The following is a 21,571-nucleotide window of genomic DNA, read 5'->3' on the forward strand; positions in this document are numbered from 1 at the left end:
CAGTCAGGAGAACGCCGGTGGGCGGGGGTGGGCGAGTGCTCGTACGCTGGTGACATGGCATTCGCGACCGAGATCCCCGACGACGGGATCCCCGCCGACCCGACCGTCCTCTCGTACTCGGAATTCCGACCGATCGGCGACGTCGAACGCAGCACCAACCGCTTCGAGGTGGTCAGCGAGTTCACGCCGTCCGGCGACCAGCCGACGGCGATCGCCGAACTGAGCGAGCGGCTCGCGCGGGGGGAGCGCGACGTCGTGCTGCTCGGTGCGACTGGCACCGGTAAGTCCGCGACCACGGCGTGGCTCATCGAGAAGGTGCAGCGTCCCACGCTGGTGATGGCGCCCAACAAGACGCTCGCGGCCCAGCTGGCGAACGAACTGCGCGAGATGCTGCCCAACAACGCCGTCGAGTACTTCGTGTCGTACTACGACTACTACCAACCCGAGGCGTACATCGCGCAGACGGACACCTTCATCGAGAAGGACTCGTCGATCAACGACGACGTCGAGCGGCTGCGGCACTCCGCGACGTCGTCGCTGCTGTCGCGGCGGGACGTGGTGGTGGTCAGCTCCGTCTCGTGCATCTACGGCCTCGGCACCCCCCAGTCGTACCTCGACCGATCCGTGTCCCTGGAGGTCGGGCAGGAGGTCGACCGCGACCAGCTGCTCCGCCTGCTGGTGGACGTCCAGTACGAGCGCAACGACGTGTCGATGACCCGGGGCACCTTCCGCGCCAAGGGCGACACGGTCGACATCATCCCCACCTACGAGGAGCTCGCGGTCCGCATCGAGTTCTTCGGTGACGAGGTCGACGCGCTGTATTACATCCACCCGCTGACCGGGGACGTGGTCCGCCGGGTCGACGAGGTACGCATCTTCCCGGCCACCCACTACGTGGCGGGGCCGGAGCGCATGGCCAAGGCGATCGCGTCGATCGAGGAGGAGCTGGAGGTCCGGCTCGCCGAGCTGGAGAGCCAGGGCAAGCTGCTCGAGGCCCAGCGACTGCGCATGCGGACGTCCTACGACATCGAGATGATGCAGCAGGTGGGGTTCTGCTCGGGCATCGAGAACTACTCCCGTCACATCGACGGTCGGCCCGCGGGCAGTTCGCCGGCGACCCTCATCGACTACTTCCCCGAGGACTTCCTCACGGTCATCGACGAGTCCCATGTGACGGTCCCGCAGATCGGCGCGATGTACGAGGGCGACGCCTCCCGGAAGCGCAACCTCGTCGACTTCGGCTTCCGCCTGCCGTCCGCCCTCGACAACCGGCCGCTGACGTGGGAGGAGTTCTCCGACCGGGTGGGGCAGACCGTGTACCTGTCCGCGACGCCGGGCCCGTACGAGTTGGGGCGTTCGGGCGGTGAGTTCGTCGAGCAGGTGATCCGGCCGACCGGCCTGGTCGACCCGAAGATCGTCGTCAAGCCCACCAAGGGTCAGATCGACGACCTCATCGGGGAGATCCGCGCGCGGGCCGAGCGCGACGAGCGCGTGCTTGTCACCACGCTGACCAAGAAGATGTCCGAGGACCTCACGGACTACCTGCTCGAGCTCGGCGTGCGGGTGCGGTACCTGCACTCGGAGATCGACACACTGCAGCGCGTCGAACTCCTGCGGGACCTGCGTCGCGGTGAGTACGACGTGCTGGTGGGCATCAACCTCCTGCGAGAGGGCCTCGACCTGCCCGAGGTGTCCCTGGTGGCGATCCTCGACGCGGACAAGGAGGGGTTCCTCCGGTCGAGCACCTCGCTCATCCAGACGATCGGCCGTGCCGCGCGAAACGTCTCCGGCGAGGTCCACATGTACGCCGACACCATCACCGACTCGATGCGGTACGCGATGGAGGAGACCGAGCGGCGCCGCGAGAAGCAGATCGCCTACAACACCGAGCACGGCATCGACCCGCAGCCACTGCGCAAGAAGATCGCCGACATCCTCGACCGGGTCGGGGACGAGCGCGGTGACGCCGCCGACGGCGCGGACCGTCCGGAACTGCTCGGTGCGCGTGCGGTCGGGGACGCCGCCCGGCCGCGCAAGGAGCTCGAGAAGCTCATCGAGGAGATGACCGAGCAGATGATGTCCGCCGCCACGGACCTGAGGTTCGAGCTGGCGGGCCGGCTCCGCGACGAGATCGCCGAGCTGCGCAAAGAGCTCAAGGGTATGCGCGAGGCCGGCATCGACTGACCCGGGCGGCGCGGCCACGCGCGCCCGGACCCGAGTGCAGACCGCGCTTACCCTGCACGGTCGCGCCCGGCTGGGACTACGCTGTGTGCAACGTGTTCCCGAGGAGAGGAAGCAAATGAGCGCCTACACCAAGGTGGTGGTGGGAACCGACGGCTCCGAGTCGTCGTACCGCGCCGTCGATCGCGCCGCCCGACTGGCCGCCGACGCCGCGGCGACGCTCGTGATCGCCTGCGCGTACGTGCCCGCCGACCCGCGGTCGGTCAGCCAGGCCGCCGATCAGCTGGGCGACGACGCCTACCAGATCCGCGGCGACAATCCAGCCGAGGACATCGTCCGCGGCGCCCGCGAGCGCGCTCTCGCCGCCGGGGCCACGCAGCTCGAGGCGCGTACGGTCCGTGGGGCGCCGGTGGAGTCGCTGATCAAGCTGGCCGACGAGGTGGGCGCCGATCTACTCGTGGTGGGCAACAAGGGGCTGAACTCGCTGACCGGGCGGCTGCTCGGATCGGTGCCCGCCGACGCGGCCCGCCGGGCCACCTGCGACGTGCTCATCGTCCACACCACCTAGGCGCTCGCGCCACGCGGCCGGGCCGGGTGGACGCCGGGCCCGGCCGCTCGTCGTACCCGGCCGCTCGTCTCACCCGGTCGCTAGTCGCAGAGGCGGGTCCGGCTCGCGTCGATGAGCGCACGACCGACCCCGGCCGTGTCCCACTCGTCGTTCTGGGACGCGATCGCGCTGGTGAGGGGACGGATCCGATCGAGGATCATCTCGGTGTCCGCGCCGTCGTCGATCCCCCGGCAGATGCCGAGACCGACCTCCAGGGTCGTCTCCGCCGTCATCTCGGTCGGCAACCCGAGCCCGGCCAGGTCGGCGAGGAAGGCCCGCTCCTCCTCGGTGCGCAGCGGCCCACCCGTCCCGGGCCGGGCGCCGCCCGAGGTGTCCGACGCGACGGTCTCCGGCGCGGCCGCCGTGGTGATCCCGTCGCCGTCGGATCCGTCCGCTCCGTCGCCACACGCCGCCGCCGCGGCGGTCGCCGCGAGGAGCGCCGCCGCGGCCAGCACCCGTGCACGGACGAGCCTCATGCGCTGAGCTCCCGGTCTCCGGCGGCCAGGCGGTCCCGGATCCCCGCGAGCAGCGGGCCGAAGCCCCCCGGCTGGACCAGGACGAGCTCCTGGGTGGCGCGGGTGGCGCCGACGTAGAGGTCCTGCAGGCCCTGTGGTGAGCGTGCGAGCACACGATCCGGATCCACCACCACGACCACGTCGAACTCCAGCCCCTTGGCCAGTGCCAACGGCAGCACCGAGGTCCCCGGCCGGACCTCTTCCGCGGCCTCGGCCAGGGCGGCGTACCGCGGCGGGGTGCCCTCGTCGTCGTCACCCTCGTGGTCGCCGCCACCGTCGCCGTCGTGGCCGTGCCCGTCACCCTCCCCGCCGTCGTCCGGGACCAGGACGGCCACCGCGCGCTCCGACGGAACAGCGCGGATCTCCTCCGTCACGACCCGCGCGACCGCGTCGGGCTCCGGTTCCCGCCACGCCACCGGACGCCGCCCCGGGCGCACCGGGCGCGGGGAGGACGCGTCGGGATCGATCTCCGCCAGCAGCAGCTCCGCCACCGCGGAGATCGTCTCGGGCGTCCGGTAGTTCACGGTCAGCTCGGTGAGCACCCACCGGTCGTCGACGTACGGCGACAGCGCGTCGTGCCACGAGTCGATACCGGCCGGGCTCGACGTCTGCGCCACGTCCCCGACGAGGGTCATCCACCGGTTGGGGGAGCGGCGCATGATGACCCGCCACGCCATGGTGGACAACTCCTGGGCCTCATCGACGATCACGTGCCCGAACGCCCACGTCCGATCGGCCCCCGCACGGTCCGCGACCGTGAGGTCCGAATCGGCGCTGTGGCGGCGGGCCAGCGCCTCGGCGTCGACCACGTCGTACGCCATGAGCACCTCGGGATCGAGATCGTCCTCGATGTCCTGGACCGCCGAGCCGGTGAGGATCTCCAGCGCCTCCTCCGCCTGGCGCAGCTGCTCCGCCCAGGCGCGGTCGGCCTCGCTGCCGTCCGCCGTCGGATCCTCCCCGAGCAGCTCCGCGAGCTCGTCGAGCAGCGGCACGTCCGCTACCGAGAACGCGGCGCCGTCCCGGCGGAAGAGCGCCTCCTGGTCCTCCGCGACGTAGTCACCCGCCGCCTCGGCGATCCGCTCGCGGCTCGAGAGCAGATCGGCCAGCAGCCGCTCCGGCCGCAGGACGGGCCACCATTCGTCGACGACCTCCGCGACCTCCCGGGAGGCCTTCACCTCGCGCCGGAGCTCCGCGCGGTCGTCCGCGTCCAACAGCGGCCGGGCCGGATCCCCGAGATCCCCGACGCCGTCGCCCTCCGGCGACCACGCGTCGTCCTCCGCGCGCCCCACCGGATCGGTCAGGGCGGCCACGTACTGCTCGGTGAGCGCGTCGACGATCCGCGTCGCGAACGCCTCCCGCGCCTGGTTGTGGGGGCGCCGGGTCATCCGCGCCCGCCCCCGCGCCGCCCGCACCGTGGCCGGGGCGAGCGTGAGGTCGTGGCCCTCCACGCGCACCACCACCTCGGATCGCGGCGCGAGCTGACGCGCCCGCACGGCGGCCTTGAGGATGGCGACCATCTCGCCCGACCCCTTGACCTCCTCACCGCGCAGTGTCTCGGGGCCGGTCGCCCGCACGCCCGGGTAGAGATCGGCGAGGGTGCGTAGCACCACCCCCGACTCGCCGAGCGACGGCAGCACCCGGGCGATGTAGTCGAGGAACCGCGCGTTGGGGCCCACGATGAGCACGCCGCTGCGGTCCAGCCGCTGACGGTGGGTGTAGAGCAGATAGGCCGCGCGGTGCAGGGCCACCGCGGTCTTGCCCGTGCCCGGCCCGCCCTGGACGACCAACACGCCCGCGTGGGGATTGCGGATGATCTCATCCTGCTCGCGCTGGATGGTCGCCACGATGTCCGTCATGTGCCCGGACCGCGCGGTGTCGAGTGCCTCCAGGAGGGCCGATTCCCCCACCACGTCGTCGTGGTCCTCCGGCAGCTCGCCGTCCTCCGGCGCAGTGAGGTACTCGTCGTGGATCCCGATCACCCGACGGCCGATCGTGCGCAGGTGACGACGGCGGTGCGCGCCCTCCGGTCGGGCGGTCGTGGCCAGGTAGAAGGGGCGGCTGTGGTCGGCGCGCCAGTCCAGCAGCAGCGTGGTGAGGTCCTCGTCGTCGTCCCGCAGCCCCACGCGGCCGATCCGCCGGACCTCCCCGTCCCCCATGTCCAGGCGGCCGAAGTACAGGCCCAGGTTCGCCGCGCTGAAGGCCGCGAGTTCCGACGAGTAGAGGCGGGCGAACGACTCCCGCTCCGACCGGGCCTGCGGCGTCCCGCCGGAGGTGCGCAGGACGGCGTCGAGCCGCGCACGGGTGTCCGCCCGCAGTTCCTCGAGGCGGTCGAGGAGACGACCGAGGTGACGCTGTTCCTCGTCGACGGCGTCGTGTCCCGTCACAGGCGCTCCTTCCGGGTGGGGCTGTTCGGGCAGGATGTCCAGGGTACCGGGATCCGCGACTCGCCCTCGGACGGCGATGACCCCGCCCGGGTGCGGGCGGGGTCATCGGGAGGCGAGGTCGTCCGGGGGACCCGGCCGGCCCGAGAGGCGGCCGGGTCCGGGACGGATCAGGGATGGATGGCGTCGGCGGCCTTCGCGCGGACCTCGTCGGTCTTCTTCCTGGCCACCAGGGCCGCCTTGCCGGCGTCCTTCTCGAGCTTGGCGGTCTTCTTCTTGGCGTCCTTGCCGAACCGCTTGGACGTCTTCCTGGCGTCCTTGCCCAGACGCGCGGACTTCTTCCCGGCCTTCTTCTCCGCGGCCTTCTTCCGGGCCTCCGCGGCCTTACGGACGTCGTCGGCCTGGTCGGACGCGACGCGGGCGGCGGCGTCGGCTCGACCCCGCACCTCGGCGGCGAGCGGGCGGGCCTCCTCGGCGGCCGCGTGGGCCACCGCACCCGCCTGGTCGCGCACCTGCGCGGCGACCGGCACGGCCGCGTCGCGGACCTGCGCGGCCTGATCGCGCGCGGCGGCGGCGCGGCCACGCAGTCGGCCGGCGACCTCGGGAGCCTTCTCGCGGACGACCCCGGCGACGCCGGTCGCCTGCTCACGGACCTGGTCGGCGACCTCCGGAGCCTTCTCACGCACCGTCTCGGCCACCTCCGGGGCCTTGTCCCGGATCGTGTCGGCGGCATCCCGGGCATGGTCCGCGACGTTGTGGGCGACGCCGGCGAGCGCCGCGCCGGCCGCAGCGGTCTCGGCCTTCGCCCCGGGCAGCCTGGCGGCGACCGTGTCGCCGGCCTTGCGGGCGCGCCACGCCACGCCGGGCTGACCGGCGGTGTCGACGGAGGCGAGCAGGAGCGCACCGAGGAGTGCGACGTCCGTGGCCAGCCCCGTGGTCTTTCGGCTGCGCGCGGCCGGGTCGGACTCCATCCAGAACGCGTGTCGGCTGACCGCCGAGGGGACGTGGGCGGCGGTGAGCGCCAGCGCCGACAGGCGGGGGGCCTTGCCCAGCGCGAACAGCGCGCCCGCGCCGATCTTCACCCCGGCGAGCGCCTTGACGAGCGTCTCGGTGTCCTTGGGCACCGGCGGCACCGACGTAGTCACCTTCTCGTTGACGGCCTGCTCACCCTTCTCCACCAGCGGTGCCGTCTTGTCGACGAGCGGCGCGGCATCGGCGACGTGGGCCTGCGGATTGCGAAGCGTCTCAACGCCGTCGATGACGAACACCGTGGCGAGCATGGGTCGTGCGAGTCGTCGAATCATCGTTCCTCCTGGATAGGTGGGAGTGCGTCACCGAACCTAGTGCGAACTCGCGGCGCGCGCTTCCGGTCGCGGTCGCGGGTCGCCGTTCGGCGGGGCGGGCCGGCCGCCCGTCACCACCCGCGGTCGCGCCACTCGGCCAGGTGCGGACGCTCGGCGCCGATCGTCGTGTCGTCGCCGTGCCCGGGGTGGACCACCACGTCGTCGTCGAGGACGTCGAAGACCCGGGACTCCAGGTCGTCCATCAGGGTGGTGAAGTCCTCGGGGGACCCGGTCTTGCCGGGGCCGCCGGGGAACAACGAATCGCCCGAGAAGAGGTGGGTTCCCGCGTCGGTCCGCAGGAGCAGCGCGACGCCGTCGGGGGTGTGACCCCGCAGGCCGATCACCTCCAGCCGGAGGTCGCCCACCTCGAGCTCGTCCCCGTGGAAAACGTGACGATCCGTGGGGACGTCGATGCCCCCTGCGTCACCGGGGGAGGCGATGGTGGTCAGGCCGAGCGCCTCGACCGTCTCCGCGAGGCCGATCCAGTGGTCGGTGTGCAGGTGGGTGGTCAGCACCTCCTTGACGCCGGGGGCCCGGTCGCGCAGGTGCTCGACGAGCTGCGGTGCGTCGTTGGCGGCGTCGACGAGCAGTACCGCGCCGGTGTCGGTCGACTCGATGACGTAGACGTTGTTGTCCATCTCGCCGACGGAGATCTTGCTCAGCCGCGCGGGACCCACGGTCCAGCGCTCGCCGGTCAGGCGCCCGGAGAGGCGGCCGGAGTAACCCTCGGTGAGGGTGATGCGGTCGGGTAGGGACTCGGTGGGATTCGACATAACTGCAGGCTACCGACGTCAGACGCGGCCGGTGGCCGTAAGCGTGTCGTACCACGTTGGTACCTTCGTCTGCGGGAACGGCGGCCATGCCCCGGCGTACGGCTTCCGTCACGGGTCAGTGGCGGCGCTCCCCACTCGGAAGGAGAACCCATGGTGGACCGTCTGGTCGTCCGCGGCGCACGGGAGCACAACCTCAAGGGCGTGGACATCGACGTGCCCCGCGACTCGCTGATCGTCTTCACGGGGCTGTCCGGCTCCGGCAAGTCGTCGCTGGCGTTTGACACGATCTTCGCGGAGGGCCAGCGTCGGTACGTCGAGTCGCTGTCCTCCTACGCGCGGATGTTCCTCGGCCAGATGGACAAGCCGGACGTCGACTTCATCGAGGGACTCTCGCCGGCGGTGTCGATCGACCAGAAGTCGACCAACCGCAACCCCCGCTCGACCGTCGGCACCATCACCGAGGTCCACGACTATCTCCGTCTGCTCTACGCGCGCGCCGGGGTGCCGCATTGCCCGACGTGTGGTGAGGTGATCTCCCGGCAGACCCCGCAGCAGATCGTCGACCAGATCCTCGAGGGCGAGGAGGGGTCGAGGTTCCAGGTGCTCGCGCCGGTCGTGCGGACGCGGAAGGGCGAGTTCGTCGACCTCTTCGCCCAACTCGCCGCGGACGGTTACAGCCGCGTGCGGGTGGACGGTGTCCTGCACTCGCTGTCCGAACCCCCGACGCTGAAGAAGCAGGAGAAGCACGACATCGAGGTGGTGGTCGACCGGTTGGCGACCAAGCCGTCCTCGCGACGGCGGCTGACCGACTCGGTCGAGACCGCCCTCGGCCTGGCCGACGGCGTGATCGTGATCGAGTACGTGGACCGCGATGAATCGGATCCCGGCCGCCACCGCCGGTTCTCGGAGCACATGGCCTGTCCGAACGGTCACCCCATCGCGCTGGACGACATGGAGCCGCGCGCGTTCTCGTTCAACAACCCCTACGGCGCCTGCCCGGTGTGCGACGGCCTCGGGGCACACCTAGAGGTGGATCCCGACCTCGTGGTCCCCGATCCCGAGCGGTCCCTGGCCGACGGCGCGATCGCACCCTGGTCGGGTGGCCAGAGCGCGGACTACTTTCAGCAGCTCCTCACCGGCCTGGCCAGCGACATGGGCTTCGACCTGCGGACGCCGTGGCAGGACCTGCCCGCGAAGGTGCGCAAGGCCGTGCTGGGGGGAGCCCCCACCAAGGTCCGGGTCCAGTACCGCAACAGGTTCGGACGGACCCGCACCTACGACGCCAAGTTCGAGGGCGTCATGTCGTTCCTCAAGCGACGCCTCGAGCAGACCGAGTCCGAATCGCAGAAGGAGCGCTACCAGGGCTACATGCGTGAGGTGCCCTGTCCCGGTTGCGACGGGACCCGCCTCAAGCCGGAGATCCTCGCCGTCACCCTCGCGGGCCCCGGCGGCGAGGAGCGCTCGATCGCCGACATCAGCCGTATGTCCGTCGAGGACTGCGCGGCCTTCCTGGACGGGCTGGAACTGGACTCCCGGCAGGCGATGATCGCCGGCCGGGTCCTCAAGGAGATCCAGGCCCGGATGGGGTTCCTCCTCGACGTGGGCCTGGACTACCTCTCCCTGGACCGCGTCGCCGGCAGCCTGTCCGGTGGCGAGGCCCAGCGCATCCGCCTGGCCACCCAGATCGGATCGGGCCTGGCGGGAGTGCTCTACGTGCTCGACGAACCGTCGATCGGACTGCACCAGCGCGACAACCGCCGCCTCATCGACACCCTCGTCCGCCTCCGCGACCTGGGCAACACCCTGCTCGTGGTGGAGCACGACGAGGACACCATCCGGTCGGCGGACTGGATCGTCGACATCGGCCCGCTGGCCGGCGAGCACGGCGGACGGGTCGTCCACTCGGGCGACTACAAGGGGCTGCTGGCCAACACGGAGTCGCTCACCGGCGACTACCTGGCCGGCCGCCGCCAGATCGCCGTGCCCGCGAAGCGGCGCGAGCCGAGCCCGGACCGGCGGCTCCACGTCCGGGGCGCCCGGGAGAACAACCTCAAGAACGTCGACGTCGTGTTCCCGGGCGGCGTGCTGTGCGCTGTCACCGGGGTGTCCGGGTCCGGCAAGTCCACCCTCGTCAACGACATCCTGGCCACGACACTGGCCAACCAGCTCAACCGCGCGCGTCAGGTCCCCGGCCGGCACTCTCGGATCGACGGGGTCGAGGACTTCGACAAGCTCGTTCAGGTGGACCAGTCGCCGATCGGCCGGACCCCGCGTTCCAACCCGGCCACCTACACCGGCGTCTTCGACAAGATCCGCACGCTGTTCGCGGCGACCACCGAGGCCAAGGTGCGCGGCTACAAGCAGGGCCGGTTCTCGTTCAACGTCAAGGGCGGACGCTGCGAGGCCTGTCAGGGCGACGGCACGCTCAAGATCGAGATGAACTTCCTGCCGGACGTCTACGTGCCGTGCGAGGTGTGCCACGGCGCGCGGTACAACCGCGAGACGCTCGAGGTGCACTACAAGGGCAAGACCATCGCCGAGGTACTCGACATGCCCATCGAGGAGGCCTGCGAGTTCTTCGAGCCCATCACCTCGATCCACCGCTACCTCAAGACGCTCACCGAGGTCGGGCTCGGCTACGTCCGGCTCGGCCAGCCGGCGCCCACCCTGTCGGGCGGCGAGGCCCAGCGCGTGAAGCTCGCGGCGGAGCTGCAGAAGCGTTCCAGCGGACGGACGGTGTACATCCTCGACGAGCCCACCACGGGCCTGCACTTCGAGGACATCACCAAGCTCCTGCTGGTGATCCAGGGCCTGGTGGACAAGGGCAACACCGTCATCGTCATCGAGCACAATCTCGACGTCATCAAGAGCGCCGACTGGGTCATCGACATGGGCCCCGAGGGCGGGGCCGGCGGCGGGACCGTGGTCGCCGAGGGCACCCCCGAGCAGGTCGCCACCGTCCCGGAGAGCCACACGGGACGGTTCCTCGCGGAGGTCCTGCCCGCGGCGGATACCGCGACGGGGCAGGCGGCCGACGGAACGGGCGCGGGAGAGGCGCCCTCCGCATCGCCCTCGACGACGAAGAACGGGGCGCGCAAGGCCGGGGCGGCGAAGACCGGTGCGAAACAGACCGGAGAGAAGAGCCCGGGGGCGAAGAAGGCCGCCCCGACCGCGGCCAAGAAGACCGCCGCCAAGGCGGCTCGCAAGGCACGCGCGCTGCGCTGATCACCCGCCGCCGGGCGCGCGGTGTGTTCCCGCCGGGAGCGGTCGGCGCCGTGTGGCGCCGACCGCGGTGGGGGGAGAGGTCAGTAGACCGGGCCGGTGAACTTCTCGCCGGGGCCCTCGCCGGGCTCGTCGGGGTACGCGCTGGCCTCGCGGAACGCGCGCTGCAGGCCCTGCAGCCCGTCGCGCACGACGCGTGCCTGCGGCCCGAGATGCTCGGCCGAGCCGGTCACCAGGCCCGCGAGGGCGGTGATGAGCTTGCGGGACTCGTCGAGGTCCAGACGGGGGCTCGAGGCCGGGTCCTCGTCGGACAGCCCCAGCTTCTCGGCCGCGGCACTCATGAGGACGACGATGGAACGGAAGATGATCTCCTGCGCGGAGACGTCCGCCAGATCGACGATCTCGACCTCGCGAGCGTCGAGGTGATCCCCGAGCAGGTTCTCGGTGGCCTGGTCGGCGGATGAAGGCTGGTCGGTGGTCATGCCGTTTACTGTCCCACGGACCGCCCGGGGCCGTGTGCACCGACACCGGTTTGGGGGCACCGGCCAGAACTGGTAGAGTCACTGGCGACTGTGGGAATCCGCTACGACGCGGATTCCGTCGTCCAAGAGGAGCCCGATCTCCCACCATCCGACGCCGCGAGGCAGTTTGATGGTCACCACCCCGACGAGGGGTTCCGCGAGCGATCGCGGACGTGTACTCGTCGACGGGTGAGGAGTGAGAGGCCCCCGGTAGACATGCCGTGGGGCCTTCTCGGCTTCGCCGGCCACGGTCGGCGAGGCGTGGGGCGCCTCGAGGGCGGTTGTGCGGCCACGTGAGTGGCCGCGGACGCCAGCACCGTAACTACCGAGGAGGGCCCATCAGCGCCGAAGCACGTATCAACGAACGAATCCGTGTCCCCGAAGTCCGACTCGTCGGCCCCGGGGGCGAGCAGGTGGGGATCGTTCGCGTCGAGGATGCACTTCGTCTGGCCCTGGAGGCCGATCTGGACCTCGTGGAGGTCGCGCCCAACGCACGCCCGCCGGTGTGCAAGATCATGGACTACGGCAAGTTCAAGTACGAGGCGGCGCAGAAAGAGCGCGAGTCGCGGAAGAACCAGCAGCAGACCGTCGTCAAGGAGCAGAAGCTCCGGCCGAAGATCGACACGCATGACTACGAGACCAAGAAGGGGAACGTCGTCCGTTTCCTCGAGAAGGGCTCGAAGGTCAAGGTCACGATCATGTTCCGCGGCCGTGAGCAGTCCCGGCCCGAGCTCGGGTTCCGGCTGCTGCAGCGCCTGGCCGACGACATCACCGAATACGGATACGTGGAGACCAGCGCCAAGCAGGATGGCCGCAACATGACCATGGTCGTGGCCCCCCACCGCGGCGCCAAGACCCGCGCCAAGGCGCAGGACTCGAAGGTCACCGACCCCGCGTCCGAGTAGGCCCTCCGCGCCGACAAGACCACGGACGCACGCCGTCCGCACACCCGAGGCCCCACCGGGCATTCCGGGCCGAACCATGTGAGGAAGACCGATCATGCCGAAGATGAAGACCCATAAGGGCACCGCCAAGCGCTTCCGGAAGACCGGAACCGGCAAGCTGGTGCGCCAGCAGGCCAACCGCCGCCACATCATGGAGAAGAAGCCCACCAAGCGCACCCGTCGCCTCGACGGCCGCACGGACGTCGCCCCGGCCGACGTGCCCCGCATCAAGCGGCTCCTCGGGCTCTGAGCCCCTCCGACCTTCAGTAACTCCCGGTCGCCCCGTAGGCGACCGCCCCAGACCAGTGAGGATTGACCAGTGGCACGCGTGAAGAGGGCAGTCAACGCCCAGAAGAAGCGTCGGACCGTACTCGAGTCCACCAAGGGCTACCGTGGGCAGCGTTCGCGGCTGTACCGCAAGGCCAAGGAGCAGATGCTCCACTCGATGACCTACAGCTACCGTGACCGTCGCGCGCGCAAGGGCGACTTCCGGAAGCTGTGGATCTCGCGAATCAACGCCGCGGCCCGCGCCAACGACATGACCTACAACCGCTTCGTCCAGGGCCTCAAGCTCGCCGGCGTCGAGGTGGACCGCAAGGTGCTCGCCGACCTCGCCGTCACCGACCCGGCCGCCTTCACGGCGCTGGTCGAGGTCGCGCGCAAGGCTCTGCCGGCCGACGTCAACGCGCCGGCTGCCTGACACTTGCGACTTGACGAACACTCCGCCCGCAGAGGGCACGGGACGACCCGCGGATCCGTTCACCGAACGGACCCCGCGGGTCGTTTCCGCATCCAAGCTCCACCGAGCCGCGGCCCGGCGTAAGGCCGGACGCTTCCTCGCCGAGGGCGCCAACTCCGTCGAGGCCGCGCTCGCCACCGGCGCCGCCGTCGAGCTCTTCTGCACCGAGGCGGCGCTCGACCGGTTCGCCGACCTCGTCGACACCGGCCGTACCGCCGGCGTCGCGGTGTCAGTGGTGACCGACCGCGCCATCCGCGGTCTGTCCGACACCGTCACTCCGACCGGGATCGTCGCCGTGTGCCGCTCCGTCACGCGGACTGCCGCCGACGCCACCGCGCACGCCGCGGAGGCGATGGACGTGCGGGACGCCCTCGCCTCGCCGCGCCTCGTCGCGGTCGGTCAGGGGCTGGCCGAGCCGGGCAACGTCGGCACGCTCATCCGTGTCGCGGACGCGCTCGGCGCCGACACCGTGTGGCTCACCGAGGGCGCGGTCGACCCGGAGAACCCCAAGGCCGTCCGCTCCTCGGCCGGGAGTGTCTTCCACCTGCCCGTCGTCCGCGGCATCGCCGAGGACGACCTCGTCGGGCGCGCCCACCGCGCGGGTCTGCAGGTGGCCGTCGCCGACGCCGACGGAGAAGTCGACATCGAACGCGCCGACGACGTGCTCGCCGCGCCCACCGCGTGGATCTTCGGCAACGAGGCCCACGGCGTGCCGGCCGACCTCGCCGCCGCCGCCGACCTGCGGGTCCGCATCCCCATCCGCGGTCGCGCCGAGAGCCTGAACATCGTCACCGCGGCGTCCATCTGCCTGCACACCAGCTCCCGGCTGCAGGCGGGGTCGTGAGCGCCACGCTCACCGTCCGCGGAGTCGGCGCCTCCCGGGGAGCGCGCACGCTGTTCGACGGGCTCGACCTCGTCGTCGCCCCCGGTGACGTCTGGGGCCTCTCCGGGCCCAACGGCGCCGGAAAATCCACCCTCCTCCACGCGCTCGCCGGCGACCCGCTCGCCGAGATGGCCGGACAGGTCACCGTCAGCCCGCCGGACGCCACGGTCGGCCTCCTCCGCCAGGAGGTGGAACGGGACGACGACGAGGTGGTGCGAGACTTTCTGCACCGCGTCACCGGCGTCGCGGACGCGCAGGCACGGATGGACGCGCTCGCGGAAGGGATGGTCGACTCCGACGCCGCCGCCGAGGCCTACGGGGACGCCCTCGAACGCTGGCTGGCGCTCGGGGGCGGCGACCTCGACGACCGGATCCCCGCCACCGCGGCGCGGCTCGGGCTCGACGCCGCCGTGACGGAGCTGCCCATGACCGCGCTGTCGGGAGGGCAGGCCGCCCGCGTCAACCTCTGCGCCGTCCTGCTCAGCCAGTACGACATCCTGCTCCTCGACGAGCCGACCAACGACCTCGACCTCGCGGGACTGGCCGTCCTCGAGGAGTTCATGCGGTCCGAACGCCGCCCCATGGTCGTGGTCAGTCACGACCGCGAGTTCCTGTCCCGGTGCGTGACCGGCATCGTCGAACTCGACTCCGCCCAGCGGCAGATCACCGTGTTCGACGGGGGCTACGAGGCCTATCTCGCCGAGCGCGCACTCGCGCGGCAGCGGGCCCGCGACGCCTACGAGGGGTACGCGGGTCGCGTCGATCAGCTCAGGGAGCGCGTCCAGACGCAGAAGACGTGGCTCGACAAGGGCGTGCGCAACACGATGCGCAAGTCCGGCGGCAAGGACGCCGAACGGGACAAGCACATCCGCAACCGGGCCGGGCAGCGCTCGGAGAAGCAGGCCGCCAAGATCTCCCAGTCCGAGCGGGCGTTGGAGCGCCTCGAGGTGGTCGAGGAGCCGCGCAAGGAGTGGGAGCTACGCATGGAGATCGCCGCCGCACCCCGCTCCGGCGCGGTGGTGGCGGTGCTGACCGACGCGGTGGTCCGGCGCGGCCACTTCGTGCTGGGGCCCGTCACCGTGCAGCTGGGCGCCGGCGACCGGGTCCTCGTCAGCGGGGCCAACGGCGCCGGTAAGTCCACCCTGCTGGCGGCGCTCACCGGAGCCTCGTCACCCGATGGGGGGCGCGCGACGATCGGGTCCGGCGTCCTGCCCGGCCGGGTCGACCAGGCGCGCTCGGAGTTCAGCGGCGGCGACACTCTGCTCGACACGTTCTGTGTGGCCGCCGACCCGGCCGGGCTCGACCCCACCGAGGCGAGGACCCTCCTGGCCAAGTTCGGGCTCGGTGGCGAGCACGTCGCGCGGGCCTGCGCCACGCTGTCACCGGGCGAGCGCACCCGCGCGGCGTTGGCGTTGCTCCAGCAGCGCGGCGTGAACCTGCTCGTCCTGGACGAGCCGACCAACCACCTGGATCTGCCGGCGATCGAGCAGCTCGAGCAGGCTGTGGACGCCTTCGACGGGACGGTCCTGTTGGTGACCCACGACCGGCGCATGCGGGACGCCTTCCGCGCGACCCGCGAGTTCGTGGTGGAGTCGGGGGCCGTTCGGGAGGTCAGGTGACGCACCCTCTCGGAGGAGCCGGTCAAGACCCACGTCCGCCGCGTGCTGCAGAAGCTCTCGATCCGCGACACTCGGCGGGCGGGTGCGGGGCCACTGCTCCGAGGTGGCCCGGTCGGTGTCGGCGTCCGCGCTCACCTCCTCCGCGCCCCCGGCGCACCCCCTGAGGGCGGGCGCCAGCGAGACCGAGCCGGCGAGCACCCCCGTTTCCTTCCTGCTAATGGTCAGAGCCATCTGCGTCGTCCTCCGTCATGGTCGTTCACCGGGCCACACGCCGAAGCGAGACGTAGGTCAGCCAACCCGACCCGGGCGCGGGCGGTCCAGGTGGTGATACGGGGATCGACTACCCTCAGAGCCCGAGGTGTGTCGGTCGTGAAAGGCCGACGTGACGGGGAGGACGAGGGCACTGGTGAGCGAAGACACAGGCGCGGGCGAGGTCCGGATCGACGAGGAGTCACTGGGGGGCTACGCCGCCGCCGCCGAGGCGGCGTTCGCGGGAGCCGCCGACCTCGACGCGTTGGCCGCCGCCAAGACGGCGCATCTGGGTGATCGCAGCCCGATCGCCCTGGCGCGCCGGGGCCTGGGCGCGCTGCCCAAGGAGCGAAAGGCGTCGGCCGGCAAGGCCGTCAACGTCGCCCGCGGGCGCGTGCAGCAGGCCTACGACGCGCGCTTGTCCGAGCTGCAGGCCGAGCGCGACGCCGCCGTCCTCGTGGCCGAGACGCTCGACCTCACGGTCCCGTCCGGGCGCGCCCCGGTGGGAGCCCAGCACCCCATCACGATCATCACCGAGCAGGTCACGGACGTGTTCGTGGCGATGGGCTGGGAGATCACCGAGGGGCCCGAGGTCGAGGCGGAGCACTACAACTTCGACGCGCTCAACTTCCTGCCCGACCACCCGGCGCGCACGCTGCAGGACACGTTCCACGTCGCGCCCGAGGGCAGCCGCCAGGTGCTGCGCACGCACACCTCTCCGGTGCAGATCCGCACGATGCTCGACCGCGAGCCGCCGATCTACGTGGCCTGCCCGGGCCGGACGTTCCGCACCGACGAACTCGATGCCACCCATACCCCGGTCTTCCACCAGGTGGAGGGCCTGGCGATCGACAAGGGGTTGACGATGGCCCACCTGCGCGGCGCGCTCGACGCGTTCGCGCGTGCCCTGTTCGGTCCGGAGACCCGCACCCGCATGCGCCCCAACTACTTCCCGTTCACCGAACCGTCCGCGGAGGTGGACGTGTGGTTCCCGCGCAAGAAGGGCGGCGCCGGGTGGGTCGAGTGGGGCGGCTGCGGCATGGTCCACCCGAACGTCCTCACGGCCTGCGGCATCGACCCCGAGGAGTACTCGGGCTTCGCGTTCGGCATGGGCCTGGAGCGCACCCTGCAGTTCCGCAACGGCCTGTCCGACATGCGCGACATGGTCGAGGGTGACGTGCGCTTCTCCCTGCCCTTCGGCATCCGCGCCTGACCCGCCGCACACCCCCACCACACCAAGACGAAGGACCCCACAGTGCGAATTGCGCAGTCCTGGTTGACCGAGATCCTGCAGCGGGCCAACGACGGCTGGACGGTGACCCCCGCCGAGCTCGACGCCGGGTTCGTCCGGGTCGGGCTCGAGGTGGAGGGCGCGCCGGAGCAGCTCCCCGAGATCACCGGCCCGCTCACGATCGGCCGGGTCGCGAGCATCGAGGAGCTCGAGGGCTTCAAGAAGCCCATCCGTTTCTGCCTGGTCGACGTAGGCGGGGACGAGCCACAGCAGATCGTGTGCGGCGCCCGGAACTTCGCCGAAGGCGATCTCGTCGTCGTGGCGCTCCCCGGCACCGTCCTGCCGGGCGGGTTCGAGATCGGCAAGCGTAAGACGTACGGCAGGCCCAGCGAGGGCATGATCTGCTCGGCGTCCGAGCTGGGTATCGGCTCCGATCACAGCGGCATCATCGTCCTGGCCCCCGGCACGGCCGAGCCGGGCGATCCCGCCGGGCCCGTGCTCGCCGCCGGCGCCGGCGAGCGGGACACCGTCATCGAGCTCAACGTGACCCCCGACCGCGGGTACTGCCTGTCGGCGCGCGGCCTGGCCCGCGAGCTCGCGTGTGGGTTCGACCTCGACTTCGCCGACCCCGCCGTCGAACTCGGGCTCCCGTCCGATGCCGAGGCCTGGCCGCTGGAGGTGCTGCCGGAGTCGGGCGCCCGGCGGTTCGCGCTGCGTCGGGTGACCGGGGTCGACCCGGCCGCGCGCACCCCCTGGTGGATGGCGCGCCGCCTGCTGCTGTCGGGCGTGCGGCCGATCTCGCCGGCCGTCGACGTGACCAACTACGTCATGCTCGAGCTCGGTCACCCGATGCACGCGTTCGACGCGGCGCGACTGCAGGGCGGGCTCACCGTCCGTCGGGCGCGCGCGGGGGAGACCCTGGTGACTCTCGACGACGTCGAGCGGACGCTCGATCCCGAGGACGTCGTCATCTGCGACGATAGTGGGCCCGTCTCGATGGCCGGCGTCATGGGCGGGGCCTCGACCGAGGTCTCCGAAGGGACGACGGACGTGCTGCTGGAGGCCGCCGTGTGGGACACCCTCGCGGTGTTCCGGACGATCCGCAGGCACAAGCTGCCGAGCGAGGCGGGTAAGCGCTACGAGCGCGGGGTCGACGCCGCCGCCTCGATCGCAGCCCTTGACCGCGCGGCCACCCTGCTCGCCGAGATCACCGGGGGCGCCGTCGAGGACTCCCTCACGGACGTCGGCTCGGCGCCGGTCATGCCGACCATAGCGTTCGACCCGGACCGTCCCGCGCGCGTCGCCGGCGTCGGGTACCCGGCCGGGACGGCGCGGCGCCGGTTGGAGCAGATCGGCTGCGCCGTCGCCGGTGACGACGCGGTGCTGCTCGAGGTGACGCCCCCGACCTGGCGTCCCGACCTCGCCCTGCCGGCGGACCTGGTCGAGGAGGTGCTGCGCCTCGAGGGGCTGGAGAACATCCCGTCGGTGCTGCCCACGGCGCCCGCGGGCCGGGGCCTCACCGCCGAGCAGCGTGGTCGCCGCGCCGTCGGCCACGCCCTGGCCGCGGCCGGGCACGTGGAGGTGCTGACGTCCCCGTTCTGTGATCCGTCGGTGTTCGACGACATGGGACTGGGTGACGACGACGAGCGCCGCAGCACGATGTCCGTGGTCAACCCCCTCGAGAGCGACAAGGCGCACCTCGCGAGCACGCTGTTGCCCTCGTTGGTCGAGATCGCCCGCCGCAACATCACCCGGGGCGCACGAGATCTCGCGCTGTTCTCGGTCGCGCAGGTGTCGTTCCGTACGCCCACCACCGCGCCGGTGGAGATGCTGCCGGTCGACCGGGAGCCCACCCCGGAGGAGCGCGAGCGGCTGAGCGCCTCGCTGCCCGAGCAGCCGCTGCACGTCGCGGCGTTGTACACCGGTAAGCGCGAGCCGGCGGGGCACTTCGGTCCGGGCCGGGAGGCCGACGCCCTCGACGCGGTGGAGGCGGCGAGGACCGTCGGTCGCGCGCTCGGTGCCGAGGTCGGGGTCCGGGCGGCGGAGTACGCGCCCTGGCACCCGGGCCGCTGCGTGGAGGTACTCGTCGACTCGGTCGTCGTCGGGCACGCCGGCGAGCTGCACCCGGCGGCGTGTGAGCGACTCGGTTTGCCGGCCCGCACCTGCGCCGTGGAACTCGACCTCACCGCGATCGGCGCCCGTGAGGTCCTGCCGGCCCCGACGATCTCGTCCTATCCGGCGGTGAACCAGGACGTCGCGCTCGTGGTGGACGCCTCGGTGCCCGCCGTGGACCTCGAGTCCGCGCTGCGCTCGGGGGGCGGGGAGTTGCTCGAGAGCGTGCGCCTGTTCGACGTCTACACCGGCGCCCAGCTCGGCGACGGCCGCAAGTCCCTCGCGTACGCGCTGACGTTCCGCGCCGACGACCGCACGCTCACCGAGGACGAGGCGAGCACCTGGCGCACCGCGGCCGTCGAGGCCGCGGAGAAGGCCGTGGGGGCGAGCCTGCGTGGCTGACGCGGTCCGGGCACCGAGGGTGCTGTGCATCGCGGGCACCGACCCGTCCGGCGGCGCGGGTCTGCTCGCGGACGTCAAGGCGGTCGCCGCGATGGGCGGGTACGGGATGGGCGCCGTCACCGCGGTCACCGTCCAGAACACCGTCGGCGTCACCGGGGTGCACGCCGTGCCGCCCGAGACCGTCATCGCCCAGCTCGACGCCGTGGCCGATGACGTGGTGATCGACGCCGTCAAGATCGGCATGCTCGGTCAGGCGGGCCTCGTCGAGGCGGTCGGGGACTGGCTTCGTCGTCGTCGTCCTCCGCACGTCGTCCTCGACCCGGTCATGGTCGCCACCACCGGCGGCCGGCTCGCCAGCGAGGACGCCGCGCGCATGCTCCGCGACCTGGTCCCCCTCGCGGACCTGGTCACGCCCAACGTCCCCGAGCTCGCCGTCCTGTGCGGCGAGACGAGCGCCACGGACATCGAGACCATCGTCGGTCAGGCCGAACTCGTGCACGAGCAGACCGGCTGCGCCGTGCTAGCCACCACCGGCGACCTCGAGGACGGCAGCGCCGAGGACGTCCTCGTCGAGACCGAGGGCGACCGGCGGACCACGCTCCGGCTGCCGTTCGTGCGGGTCGACACCCCGCACACGCACGGCACCGGCTGCTCGCTGTCCTCGGCCCTGGCCACCGCCCGGGTCGGCGCGCAGGACTGGGAGGCGGCCTACCGCCGCGTCCGGCCGTGGATGGACGGGGCGCTGCGCGGTGGGCTCGCACTCGAGGTGGGCCACGGATCCGGGCCGCTCGACCACACCTGGTTCCTGCACCGCTGAGCGCCGCCCCGGACGTCGCCCCGGACGTCGCCCCGGACGTCGCCCCGGGCGTCGCCCGGGACGGTGGGCCCGCCCGGTCCGGCCCGCTCGCGGTCGCCGCCGGTGTCGTACACGCGTGCGAACATCCGTCCCGACTGACAGCCGAGACGACCAGGAGCAGACCATGAACGCCTCCCACGCCACCTCCTCCCACGACGACCAGCGCTACGGGAACGACCGCGGCCGGCGCGGAGCGGACGATCGCGACCGGTGCGGAGCGGACGACCGCGACTGGCGTGGTGCGGACCCGCGCGGCCGCGACGCCGCCCCGCCACCCGAGAAGGCGCTGGACCGGGTGCGGAAACTCTTCGCCAAGGCCGAGAGCGTGGCCGGCACGCCGGAGGCGGACGTGCTCCTCGAGCGCGCCTACGCACTACTCGCCAAGTACGGCGTCGACGAGGCGCTGGCGCGCACGGGTCCGGACACCACCGCCGCGGAGGTGACCGTGCTCGACCATCTGGTCTCCGGCAGATACCAGCCCGACCAGGTGGGCCTCGTCGCCGCACTCGCGTCGGCGATGCACTGCCGGGCCGTCACTTCCGTGCGCGGTGACAACACGCGCGTCGTCCACATCGTCGGGGTCCGGCGGCACGTCGAGCGGGTGGGCATGCTCGCCGGGCCGCTGACCGGGGTGATGCTCGCCGCGGCGGCCCGCCAGCGCCCGGCGCCCGGCGTCTCCGCCGTCACCCACCGCAAGTCGTTCATGACCGGGTTCGCCTTCGAGGTCGGCCGGCGGTTGGAGGCCGCCGAGCAGGGCGCCGTCGCCGAGAGCCGCGACGCCGCCGGGGCGGGGATCGTCCTCCGGTCGGACGCCCAGCGGGCGGACGCGGAGCTGCGCCGCCGGTTCCCGACCGCGGTGCGCGGCACCCGCCGACGGGTCGGCATGTCCGGGATAGAGGAGGGGCGCCGGGTGGGCGGCTCGGTGGACCTGGGGCAGCGGCGGTTCGCGGGGGGACGGCGACAGCTGGGGGCCTGACCCCGCACGTGCAAAAG

General features: G+C 72.0%; 17 protein-coding genes. 12 read left to right on the forward strand and 5 right to left on the reverse strand.

Annotated elements, in window-relative coordinates:
• Nucleotides 1–54 precede the first annotated feature (54 nt).
• Nucleotides 55–2,184 carry an excinuclease ABC subunit UvrB gene (gene uvrB / locus A6035_RS07095; protein ID WP_108849130.1) on the forward strand — a complete coding sequence of 710 codons (2,130 nt, stop codon included), beginning with the start codon at nt 55–57 and terminating at the stop codon, nt 2,182–2,184.
• 115 nt (nt 2,185–2,299) lie between these two features.
• On the forward strand, nt 2,300–2,749 hold the full coding sequence (locus tag A6035_RS07100; protein ID WP_108847208.1) for a universal stress protein: 450 nt from the start codon (nt 2,300–2,302) through the stop codon (nt 2,747–2,749).
• Nucleotides 2,750–2,829: 80 nt separating this feature from the next.
• Here the strand turns inward: A6035_RS07100 and A6035_RS07105 are convergent, their stop codons facing one another.
• The 4 genes from A6035_RS07105 to A6035_RS07120 form a co-directional block, all read right to left on the reverse strand.
• Nucleotides 2,830–3,264, reverse strand: a complete 435-nt coding sequence (locus A6035_RS07105) for a DUF732 domain-containing protein (protein ID WP_244192569.1) — start codon at nt 3,262–3,264, stop codon at nt 2,830–2,832.
• Nucleotides 3,261–5,687: a HelD family protein gene (locus tag A6035_RS07110; protein WP_108847210.1), complete on the reverse strand. Its 2,427-nt coding sequence runs from the start codon at nt 5,685–5,687 to the stop codon at nt 3,261–3,263. The genes A6035_RS07105 and A6035_RS07110 overlap by 4 nt, the downstream gene beginning before the upstream one ends.
• A gap of 167 nt (nt 5,688–5,854) precedes the next feature.
• Complete coding sequence (locus A6035_RS07115; RefSeq protein WP_108847211.1) at nt 5,855–6,988, reverse strand: DoxX family protein; 1,134 nt, start codon at nt 6,986–6,988, stop codon at nt 5,855–5,857.
• 110 nt (nt 6,989–7,098) lie between these two features.
• Nucleotides 7,099–7,800 (reverse strand): MBL fold metallo-hydrolase, encoded by a 702-nt coding sequence (locus tag A6035_RS07120; RefSeq protein WP_108847212.1) that lies wholly within the window; start codon nt 7,798–7,800, stop codon nt 7,099–7,101.
• A 150-nt stretch (nt 7,801–7,950) separates the two neighbouring features.
• Here A6035_RS07120 and uvrA point away from each other — a divergent pair, with 150 nt between their 5' ends.
• Nucleotides 7,951–11,025, forward strand: a complete 3,075-nt coding sequence (uvrA, locus tag A6035_RS07125; RefSeq protein WP_108847213.1) for an excinuclease ABC subunit UvrA — start codon at nt 7,951–7,953, stop codon at nt 11,023–11,025.
• Nucleotides 11,026–11,105: 80 nt separating this feature from the next.
• Here uvrA and A6035_RS07130 read toward each other — a convergent pair whose 3' ends face one another.
• Nucleotides 11,106–11,504 carry a DUF1844 domain-containing protein gene (locus A6035_RS07130; protein WP_108847214.1) on the reverse strand — a complete coding sequence of 133 codons (399 nt, stop codon included), beginning with the start codon at nt 11,502–11,504 and terminating at the stop codon, nt 11,106–11,108.
• Between the two features lie 332 nt (nt 11,505–11,836).
• Between A6035_RS07130 and infC the strand changes: the two genes are divergently transcribed.
• The 9 genes from infC to A6035_RS07175 all read left to right on the forward strand — a co-directional run bounded on the left by infC (nt 11,837) and on the right by A6035_RS07175 (nt 21,554).
• Nucleotides 11,837–12,448, forward strand: a complete 612-nt coding sequence (gene infC / locus A6035_RS07135) for a translation initiation factor IF-3 (RefSeq protein ID WP_100086307.1) — start codon at nt 11,837–11,839, stop codon at nt 12,446–12,448.
• Between the two features lie 94 nt (nt 12,449–12,542).
• Nucleotides 12,543–12,737, forward strand: coding sequence for a 50S ribosomal protein L35 (rpmI, locus tag A6035_RS07140; RefSeq protein WP_007630819.1), 195 nt, complete (start codon nt 12,543–12,545; stop codon nt 12,735–12,737).
• A gap of 69 nt (nt 12,738–12,806) precedes the next feature.
• Nucleotides 12,807–13,187 (forward strand): 50S ribosomal protein L20, encoded by a 381-nt coding sequence (rplT, locus tag A6035_RS07145; RefSeq protein WP_007630820.1) that lies wholly within the window; start codon nt 12,807–12,809, stop codon nt 13,185–13,187.
• Nucleotides 13,188–13,197: 10 nt separating this feature from the next.
• Nucleotides 13,198–14,070, forward strand: a complete 873-nt coding sequence (locus A6035_RS07150; protein WP_108847215.1) for a TrmH family RNA methyltransferase — start codon at nt 13,198–13,200, stop codon at nt 14,068–14,070.
• Complete coding sequence (locus A6035_RS07155) at nt 14,067–15,728, forward strand: ABC-F family ATP-binding cassette domain-containing protein (RefSeq protein WP_108847216.1); 1,662 nt, start codon at nt 14,067–14,069, stop codon at nt 15,726–15,728. The genes A6035_RS07150 and A6035_RS07155 overlap by 4 nt, the downstream gene beginning before the upstream one ends.
• 406 nt (nt 15,729–16,134) lie before the next feature.
• Nucleotides 16,135–17,190 carry a phenylalanine--tRNA ligase subunit alpha gene (gene pheS, locus A6035_RS07160; RefSeq protein ID WP_108847217.1) on the forward strand — a complete coding sequence of 352 codons (1,056 nt, stop codon included), beginning with the start codon at nt 16,135–16,137 and terminating at the stop codon, nt 17,188–17,190.
• A gap of 42 nt (nt 17,191–17,232) precedes the next feature.
• Nucleotides 17,233–19,722, forward strand: coding sequence for a phenylalanine--tRNA ligase subunit beta (pheT, locus tag A6035_RS07165; protein ID WP_108847218.1), 2,490 nt, complete (start codon nt 17,233–17,235; stop codon nt 19,720–19,722).
• Nucleotides 19,715–20,539 (forward strand): bifunctional hydroxymethylpyrimidine kinase/phosphomethylpyrimidine kinase, encoded by an 825-nt coding sequence (thiD, locus tag A6035_RS07170; protein WP_244192570.1) that lies wholly within the window; start codon nt 19,715–19,717, stop codon nt 20,537–20,539. Before pheT ends, thiD begins: the two co-directional genes overlap by 8 nt.
• 163 nt (nt 20,540–20,702) lie before the next feature.
• On the forward strand, nt 20,703–21,554 hold the full coding sequence (locus tag A6035_RS07175; protein ID WP_244192571.1) for a DUF2786 domain-containing protein: 852 nt from the start codon (nt 20,703–20,705) through the stop codon (nt 21,552–21,554).
• Nucleotides 21,555–21,571: the final 17 nt, after the last annotated feature.

This window comes from Dietzia lutea (assembly GCF_003096075.1).
In the GTDB taxonomy this organism is placed as follows: Bacteria; Actinomycetota; Actinomycetes; order Mycobacteriales; family Mycobacteriaceae; genus Dietzia; species Dietzia lutea.

Excerpts from the sequence above, each read along its gene's own strand:
- uvrA (WP_108847213.1), top strand. The coding sequence starts at position 7,951 with ATGGTGGACCGTCTGGTCGTCCGCGGCGCACGGGAGCACAACCTCAAG.
- A6035_RS07105 (WP_244192569.1), bottom strand. The coding sequence starts at position 3,264 with ATGAGGCTCGTCCGTGCACGGGTGCTGGCCGCGGCGGCGCTCCTCGCG.
- A6035_RS07120 (WP_108847212.1), bottom strand. The coding sequence starts at position 7,800 with ATGTCGAATCCCACCGAGTCCCTACCCGACCGCATCACCCTCACCGAG.
- A6035_RS07175 (WP_244192571.1), top strand. The coding sequence starts at position 20,703 with ATGAACGCCTCCCACGCCACCTCCTCCCACGACGACCAGCGCTACGGG.
- A6035_RS07115 (WP_108847211.1), bottom strand. The coding sequence starts at position 6,988 with ATGATTCGACGACTCGCACGACCCATGCTCGCCACGGTGTTCGTCATC.
- A6035_RS07130 (WP_108847214.1), bottom strand. The coding sequence starts at position 11,504 with ATGACCACCGACCAGCCTTCATCCGCCGACCAGGCCACCGAGAACCTG.
- rpmI (WP_007630819.1), top strand. The coding sequence starts at position 12,543 with ATGCCGAAGATGAAGACCCATAAGGGCACCGCCAAGCGCTTCCGGAAG.
- uvrB (WP_108849130.1), top strand. The coding sequence starts at position 55 with ATGGCATTCGCGACCGAGATCCCCGACGACGGGATCCCCGCCGACCCG.
- A6035_RS07100 (WP_108847208.1), top strand. The coding sequence starts at position 2,300 with ATGAGCGCCTACACCAAGGTGGTGGTGGGAACCGACGGCTCCGAGTCG.